General features: G+C 72.7%; 5 protein-coding genes. 1 reads left to right on the top strand and 4 read right to left on the bottom strand.

All coding sequences use genetic code 11. The features are described 5' to 3' along the window. The 3 genes from prsT to prsK all read right to left on the bottom strand — a co-directional run. Positions 1 to 2,072, bottom strand: a 2,072-nt coding sequence (gene prsT, locus PKC53_RS16715) for an XrtA/PEP-CTERM system TPR-repeat protein PrsT (RefSeq protein ID WP_324430660.1), incomplete at its 3' end; no start/stop codon positions are given. A 43-nt stretch (positions 2,073 to 2,115) separates the two neighbouring features. Then, the gene (gene prsR, locus PKC53_RS16710) at positions 2,116 to 3,483 is read right to left on the bottom strand and encodes a PEP-CTERM-box response regulator transcription factor (RefSeq protein WP_324430658.1); all 1,368 of its coding nucleotides are present in this window, start codon (positions 3,481 to 3,483) and stop codon (positions 2,116 to 2,118) included. Positions 3,484 to 3,538: 55 nt separating this feature from the next. Then, positions 3,539 to 5,644, bottom strand: a complete 2,106-nt coding sequence (gene prsK / locus PKC53_RS16705) for an XrtA/PEP-CTERM system histidine kinase PrsK (protein ID WP_324430656.1) — start codon at positions 5,642 to 5,644, stop codon at positions 3,539 to 3,541. Between the two features lie 122 nt (positions 5,645 to 5,766). Between prsK and PKC53_RS16700 the strand changes: the two genes are divergently transcribed. Then, positions 5,767 to 6,021 carry a hypothetical protein gene (locus PKC53_RS16700; protein ID WP_324430654.1) on the top strand — a complete coding sequence of 85 codons (255 nt, stop codon included), beginning with the start codon at positions 5,767 to 5,769 and terminating at the stop codon, positions 6,019 to 6,021. Here PKC53_RS16700 and PKC53_RS16695 read toward each other — a convergent pair. Further along, positions 6,011 to 6,235 carry an addiction module protein gene (locus tag PKC53_RS16695; RefSeq protein WP_324430652.1) on the bottom strand — a complete coding sequence of 75 codons (225 nt, stop codon included), beginning with the start codon at positions 6,233 to 6,235 and terminating at the stop codon, positions 6,011 to 6,013. The genes PKC53_RS16700 and PKC53_RS16695 overlap by 11 nt on opposite strands. Between the last annotated feature and the right edge of the window lie 167 nt (positions 6,236 to 6,402).

Here is a 6,402-nt window from a genome sequence, read left to right as displayed (position 1 = left end):
GGCTTCTTCGCCGCCATGTCGAGCGCGATCAGCTGCTGCTGCGCCGGCAGCAGGTTGGGCGACAGTGACAGCGCACGCTGCAGGCTCTGGCGCGCCGCCGCCTGGTCCTTCATCGCCAGCCGCACCGCGGCCAGCCGCAGGTGCGGCAGCCCCGACTTGGGCACCATCCCGGCGAGCTTGTTGAAGCTCGCCACGGCCTGCTGGTGGTCGTTGGCGGCGAGTTGTACCCGGCCGAGCGCGTCGACCAGGTCGGCGTTGTTCGGCTGGCCGGCGACACCGGCCTGCGCCACCGTCATCGCCTCGCGCACCTGGTTGTTGCGCAGGTGGTGGTCGACCAGCAGCACGCGCGCGCGCGCCGCGTCGGGCGCGGCGTTGACTGCGTCGGTCAGCAGCTTGGTGACCTCGTCCTTGCTGCCGCCGGTGCGTGCGCTGAGTTCGGCCAGCCCGAGCAGCGCCGGCACGCTCTTCGGGTTCTTTGCCAGCACCGCCTGGAAGCGCTGGCGTGCCGCGTCGGGTTTCTGGTCGGCCAGGTCGAGCGCGGCCAGCCCCGCGGCCGCCGGGAAGTACGCCGCGTCGAGCTTGACCGCCTCCTCGAAGCTGCGGCGCGCCGCGTCGGGCTGCTTCATCGCCAGCTGCACGCGGGCGCGCAGGTTCAGCGCCAGCGGCTTGTCGGGCTGCTTCTTCTGCAGCGCGTCGATCGCCTTCAGCGCGGCGTCGAACTCGCGGCGCACCAGGTGCGCGCTGATCAGCGCCATGTCGGCGGTGATGCCGGCCTTGTCCTCCGCGGCGAGCTCCTCGAGCTGCTCGAAGCCGTCGGCGACGTTGCCGCGCGACATCTCGGCCAGCGCCACCGCCGAGCGGCTGCGCACGTCCTTCGGGTTGAGCTTGGCGGCGCGGGCGAATAGCTCGGTGGCCTCCTTGGTGTTGCCGGCGAGCAGGTTCGCCTCGGCGGCCAGCGCGACGGTACCGGCGTCGACGTTGGGGGCGCGCAGCGCCGGCTCGATCGTCGCGAGCGCCTTGTCGGACTGCCCGGTGCGCAGGTAGGCTTGAGCCAGCAGCCGCCGCGCCAGCGGCAGGCCGGGGGCGATCTGCAGCGCCTTCGACAGGTAGTTCTCGGCCTGCGCCGGGGTGCCGGCCTGCAGCTCGACCGCACCTGCGAGCTGCAGCACGCGCACGTTGTTCCCGCCCGACTGCGCCAGCGGCGTGATCAGTTCCTTGGCCTTCGCGAAGTCGCGCTGCAGGAACGCCAGCTGCGCCTCGAAGTAGCGCGTCTGAGGATGCTTCGGGTAGACCTTCTTCAGCGCCTCGAGCTGCGGCTTGACCTTCTCGGCGTCGTTGCTCGCGAACAGCATCGCCAGCGCGCCGGCGTGCGCCTCGAGGTTGCGCGGGTTCAGCTCGACGGCCTTGCGGAACGCGGCCAGCGCGCCCTCGGCGTCCCGGCGCGCGAACTGCACCAGGTCGCCCTTGATCTTCCATGCCGCGTCGTCCTGCGGGAACTGCGCGATGACCTCGTCGACGACCTTCATCGCCCCTTCGAAGTCGCGCTTGCCGGCGAGCAGCCGCGCCTGGAACACGCGTGCGCCGGCGTGCTCGGGCTGCGCCTGCAGCGCCGCCTGCACGGCCTTCTCGGTGGGCTCCGACAGCCCGCGCGCCGCGTACGCCGACGCCAGCGCGACCTTCAGGTCGGCCTGCGCCTTCGGGTCGTCGAGCTCCAGCGCCTCGAACTCGTCGTTGACCGCCTTGAACAGACCCTGCTGCAGCATCGCGCCGGCCAGCAGCGGCACGACCTGCGCGTCGGGGTGCTTCAGGTCGCGCGCCTTGCGCAACTCGACCGCGGCACCCACCGGGTCGCCGTTGGCCAGCAGCGACTGGCCCAGCAGGAACCGCGCCTCGGCCGAGTTGACGTCCTTCTGCAGCGCGTTCTTCAGCTGGATGATCGCTGCGGGGTGGTCCTTCTTCGCGATGTACTCGCGCGCCGAGGCGATCAGCGTCTCGGGGCTGTCGCCGCCGCCGCAGGCGGCGAGCAGCGCGGCGGCGGCGACGGCGGCGATCAGGGGGCGGGGCGTGCGCATGGCAGGACTTCCGTGGGTGTGCGTGGCTGGTGCGGCGCGCCGGTCAGGTCTTGATGGCGAGCCGGTGCAGCAGGTCGTACAGGGTAGGGCGGCTGACGCCGAGCAGTTCGGCCGCCTTGGCGATGTTGTCGTTGGTGCGCGCCAGCGCGGCGATCACCGCGGCGCGCTCGGCGCGCTCGCGCACGGTGCGCAGGTCGAGCGTGTCGGGGTCGTCGCCGGTGCGGTCGGTCGCGGCGACGGGTAGGCCGAGGTCGTCGCAGCCGACGCGGTTGCCCTCGGCCATGATCGCCGCGCGCTTGACCACGTTGAGCAACTGGCGCACGTTGCCCGGCCAGGCGTGGCGGTCGATCGCGGTCAGCGCCTCGTCGGTGAACGCCAGGCTGCGGCGCTGCTCCTGCGCGAAGCGGCGCAGGAACGCGTGCGCCAGCAGCACCGCGTCGCCCTGGCGGTCGCGCAGCGGCGGGATCTCCACGACGATCTCGGCCAGCCGGTAGTACAGGTCCTCGCGGAAGCGGCCGTCGCGGATCTGCCCCTGCAGGTCCTGGTGCGTCGCGCAGACCACGCGCACGTCGATCGCAATCTCCTGCCGGCCGCCCAGGCGCTCGACCTTGCGCTCCTGCAGGAAGCGCAGCAGCTTGGACTGCAGCGGCAGCGGCAGGTCGCCGATCTCGTCGAGGAACAGCGTGCCGCCGTCGGCGGTCTCGATCTTGCCGGGCGTGGTCTTCGCGGCGCCGGTGAACGCGCCCTTCTCGTAGCCGAACAGCTCGCTCTCGAGCAGGTTCTCGGGGATCGCCGCGCAGTTGATCGCGACGAACTTGCCCTTGCGCCGGCTCGCCTCGTGCAGCCCCTGCGCGAGCACCTCCTTGCCGGTGCCCGACTCGCCGAGCAGCATCACCGTGGCGTTGCTGGGCGCCACCTTCTCGATCGTGCGGCACAGGCGCAGCATCGCCGCGTCGCGCGTGACCAGCCCCGCGAGCGCGTCGGGCTGGTGCATCTGCTGCAGCCGCTGGTTCTCGGTCTGCAGCTCCCACACGCGGTAGGCGCGCGCGATCGTCAGGTTCAGCAGCTCGGGCTCGAACGGCTTGGCGAAGAAGTCGTAGGCGCCCAGCGCGATCGCCTTGAGCGCGTTGGCCTGGTCGTTCTGGCCGGTGAGCACGATCACCTTGACGTTCGGGTCGGCGTCGAGCAACTGCTCGAGCAGCCTGAAGCCTTCCGACGTCGCGTCGGGGTCGGGCGGCAGCCCCAGGTCCATCGTCACCACCGCCGGGCCGTGGCGTCGCATCGCCACCAGCGCGCCGTCGCGGTCGTGCGCGGTCACCACCTCCCAGCCGTCGAGCGACCACTTGATCTGCTTCTGCAGCGCAAGGTCGTCCTCGACGATCAGCAGCGGCGGCTGGCGGGTGGCACTCATGCGGCGGGCGGGGTGGCGGGCGCGGCGGCGATCACGCGGAAGACGGCAGGACAGATCACGCGGGAAGGGCGGCGGGCCGGTCGTCGTGGCCGCTGTCGAACAGGGGCATCAGCAGCGTGATCACCGTGCCGACGCCTTCCTCGCTCTGGACCTCGATCTTGCCACCCAGTTCCTGCACGTACTGGAAGCTCTCGAAGGTGCCGATGCCCATGCCGGTCCTTTTCGTCGAACTGAACGGTTTGAACAGCCGCTGGGCGACGAACTCGGGCGACATGCCGTGCCCGGTGTCGCCCACCTCGATGCGCGCCTGGCCGCTGGCGCGCTGCAGCGTCAGCCACACGCGCTGGTCGGGCCGCGTGGCGTCGAGCGCGTTGTGCACCAGGTGGCCGAGCACGCGCTCGACGCGCTCCTCGTGCCCCCGGGTCATCACGCGGTCGACCACCTTCACCTCCACCTCGCGCCCGCGCTCGCGCGCCATCGTTGCCAGCCGCTCGGCGATCGGCGCCAGGTCGACGCCGCTGGGCCGGCCGGCGGCCGGGGCCTGGCCCTCGCGCAGCTGCAGCATCAGCTGGCGCATCTTGTCGAGCGAGTTCTCGACGGTGGCCAGCATATCCTGCTGGAACTCGGGGTTGTCGCGGTGGCGCTGGGCGTTCTTCAGCAGCAGCGAGAGTTGTGTCACGATGTTTTTCAGGTCGTGCACGACGAAGGCCGACATGCGGTTGAAGGCGTCGAACTTGCGCGCCTCGAGCAGCGCCTCGGTGGCCTGCACCTGCGCGAGGAATGCCGCGGCCTGGCGCGCGGCGGTCTTCAGCAGGTCGGTGACTTCCCAGTCGAGATCCAGCGGCGTGCGCGGCTGCGCCAGCACCACGTAGCCCGTCAGCGCGTCGCCGACGATCAGCGGCACCACCAGCCAGGCCTGCGGCGCGGCGCGCACGCCGGCGGGCGGCTCGACGTGGTCGTAGCGCGCGGGGTCGCGGCGCAGCTCGTCGAGGTCGACGATCCAGCCGCGTTCGGCCAGGAACGCCGCGAACGGCGATTCGGCGCCGTCGCGCGAGGCGCTGGCCGGCATGTTCCAGCCGCCGGCGTTGACGAACGCGGTGCCGTCGGCGGTGCGCAGCCACAGCGTGCCGGCGGGGCTCTCGACCAGGTCGGCCAGCCCGTGGACCACCGAGGTGCCCAGCTGCTGCGGCGACGTGGTGGCCGTCAGCCGCGACGTGAACTGCAGCCACTCCTTGCGGTAGTCGTAGCGGTAGTGGAACAGGTGCTTGGCGAGGAACACGCGCAGCCGCGCGCGCACCGTGCCCGACACCGCCAGCACCGCCAGCCCGGCCAGCGCCGCCACCAGCAGCGCGATCTGCAGCGCGCGCCCCCACTCGCCGCCGGTGTAGCGCACGTAGTAGCCCACCGCCGACATGAACAGCAGGTAGGCGCCGGCCAGCAGCAGCGTGGCCGAGTGGAACGCCGCCTCGCGCGAGACCTTCAGCCTCGCGGCGCGGTTCGCGTGGCGCATCGACGCGACGAACAGCAGCGGCACCGCCAGCGCGTGCACCGCGCCGCGCACCGCCAGCGCGTCGCTGTCGAGCTCGGTGAACAGCACCGCCTGCGACCACAGGAACAGGTCGAACACGAACACCAGGCCCAGCGCCAGGCACAGCGGCTTGGCGCTCCAGCGAGAGTCCTCGGGCAGGTTGCGCAACAGCTGCTCGACCAGCAGCAGCCCGAGCACCGCCAGGCCGAGCAGCAGCAGCGGCTCGAAGCGCTCGCGCCACGCCAGCGCGGGCGGGTGCACCGCGGCGGCCGCCAGCAAGGCCACCACCGCGGCGATCAGCGCCGCGGCCGCCAGCCCCGTCGCGCCGAAGCGGCGCCACGCGGCGACGCCGGCCGCGGGCGCGCTCGTCGCGCCGAGCAGGAACACGAACCACAGCGCGTGGCGCAGCAGGTCGGCCGCGACGATCGACGGCGCCGTGGCGTCGCCGGTGACCCAGACCTCGACCACGCCCACCGCGCCCCACAGCGCGCTGGCCACCACCGCGCCGACGAACGGCCACGACGCCGGCAGCCGGTCGCGCCGCACGTCGCGCAGCAGGTGCGCCGCGTAGGCGGCGTACAGCAGCGCCGCCACGGCGAAGCCGTAGCCGGTGAGGTCGGCGGCGGTGTTCATGGGGCCGGTCCGGCGAGTGCAGCGACCCGCTGTCGGGGCGCCGCAGGCCGCGTGCCGGGCGCGCGCGCTACGTGCGCGCCCGCCGGTGGCCGGGGCGCCGGCGGTCGTGCGCCAGGGCCACGATGTACAAGGCTTCGCTGGTCACCGTGCAGTCGATGCTGGACCGGAATCGCCGCAGGCGCAACCTGCGCAACCGGCGCAACGCCCGTTCCCACGGCGAACCGATTGAGGGCGGAGCACGCGGCGGCGCCACGCAGCGCTCGAACTCGGCGAGGAAGGGCTCGCCGAGCCTCCTCCCGGCCACCGTCACGTCGTGGGCGACGCCGTCGACGAGTTCCGGCTCGGCCGACGGGTGCGCCCGCACGATCATCGCATGACGGCCCAGGCACGCGAGACGGCATCGTCGAGCGGTACGGCCTCCGCCGCGCCGGATTCGAGTTCGCGTGCACGGCGCAGCGCCTCGGCCGACCCGTCGTGCGCGACGTCGGGATCCACGGGCAGGCCTGCAAGCAGCCTGTCGACCAGATGGGTGCGCTCATCGGCGCCGAGCCGCAGGGCCACGGCGTCGAGGTCGGCGACGGTGCGTGGCATGCGGCCGCTCCACGAAATCGACCGGCAGGATCATACGCGTCCGCGACATCGGGCGACGCGTCGCGGGCGCCGCCGCGCACGCGTTGCGGCGCCGGCCAGCCACCTGCCGCGGTCAACGCGACCCGCGCGCCGTCAGCACCACCGCGATCGTCTCGAGGATGATCACC

This window comes from Azohydromonas sp. (genome assembly GCF_035325925.1).
Classification (GTDB): domain Bacteria; phylum Pseudomonadota; class Gammaproteobacteria; order Burkholderiales; family Burkholderiaceae_C; genus Calidifontimicrobium.
Note: the sequence above shows the minus strand (reverse complement) of the source record. Positions and strands in the feature narration are given on the sequence as shown.

Bases quoted from the DNA above. Each gene is read 5' to 3' on its own strand.
- prsR (WP_324430658.1), bottom strand. From the start codon at position 3,483: ATGAGTGCCACCCGCCAGCCGCCGCTGCTGATCGTCGAGGACGACCTT.
- prsK (WP_324430656.1), bottom strand. From the start codon at position 5,644: ATGAACACCGCCGCCGACCTCACCGGCTACGGCTTCGCCGTGGCGGCG.
- PKC53_RS16700 (WP_324430654.1), top strand. From the start codon at position 5,767: ATGTACAAGGCTTCGCTGGTCACCGTGCAGTCGATGCTGGACCGGAAT.
- PKC53_RS16695 (WP_324430652.1), bottom strand. From the start codon at position 6,235: ATGCCACGCACCGTCGCCGACCTCGACGCCGTGGCCCTGCGGCTCGGC.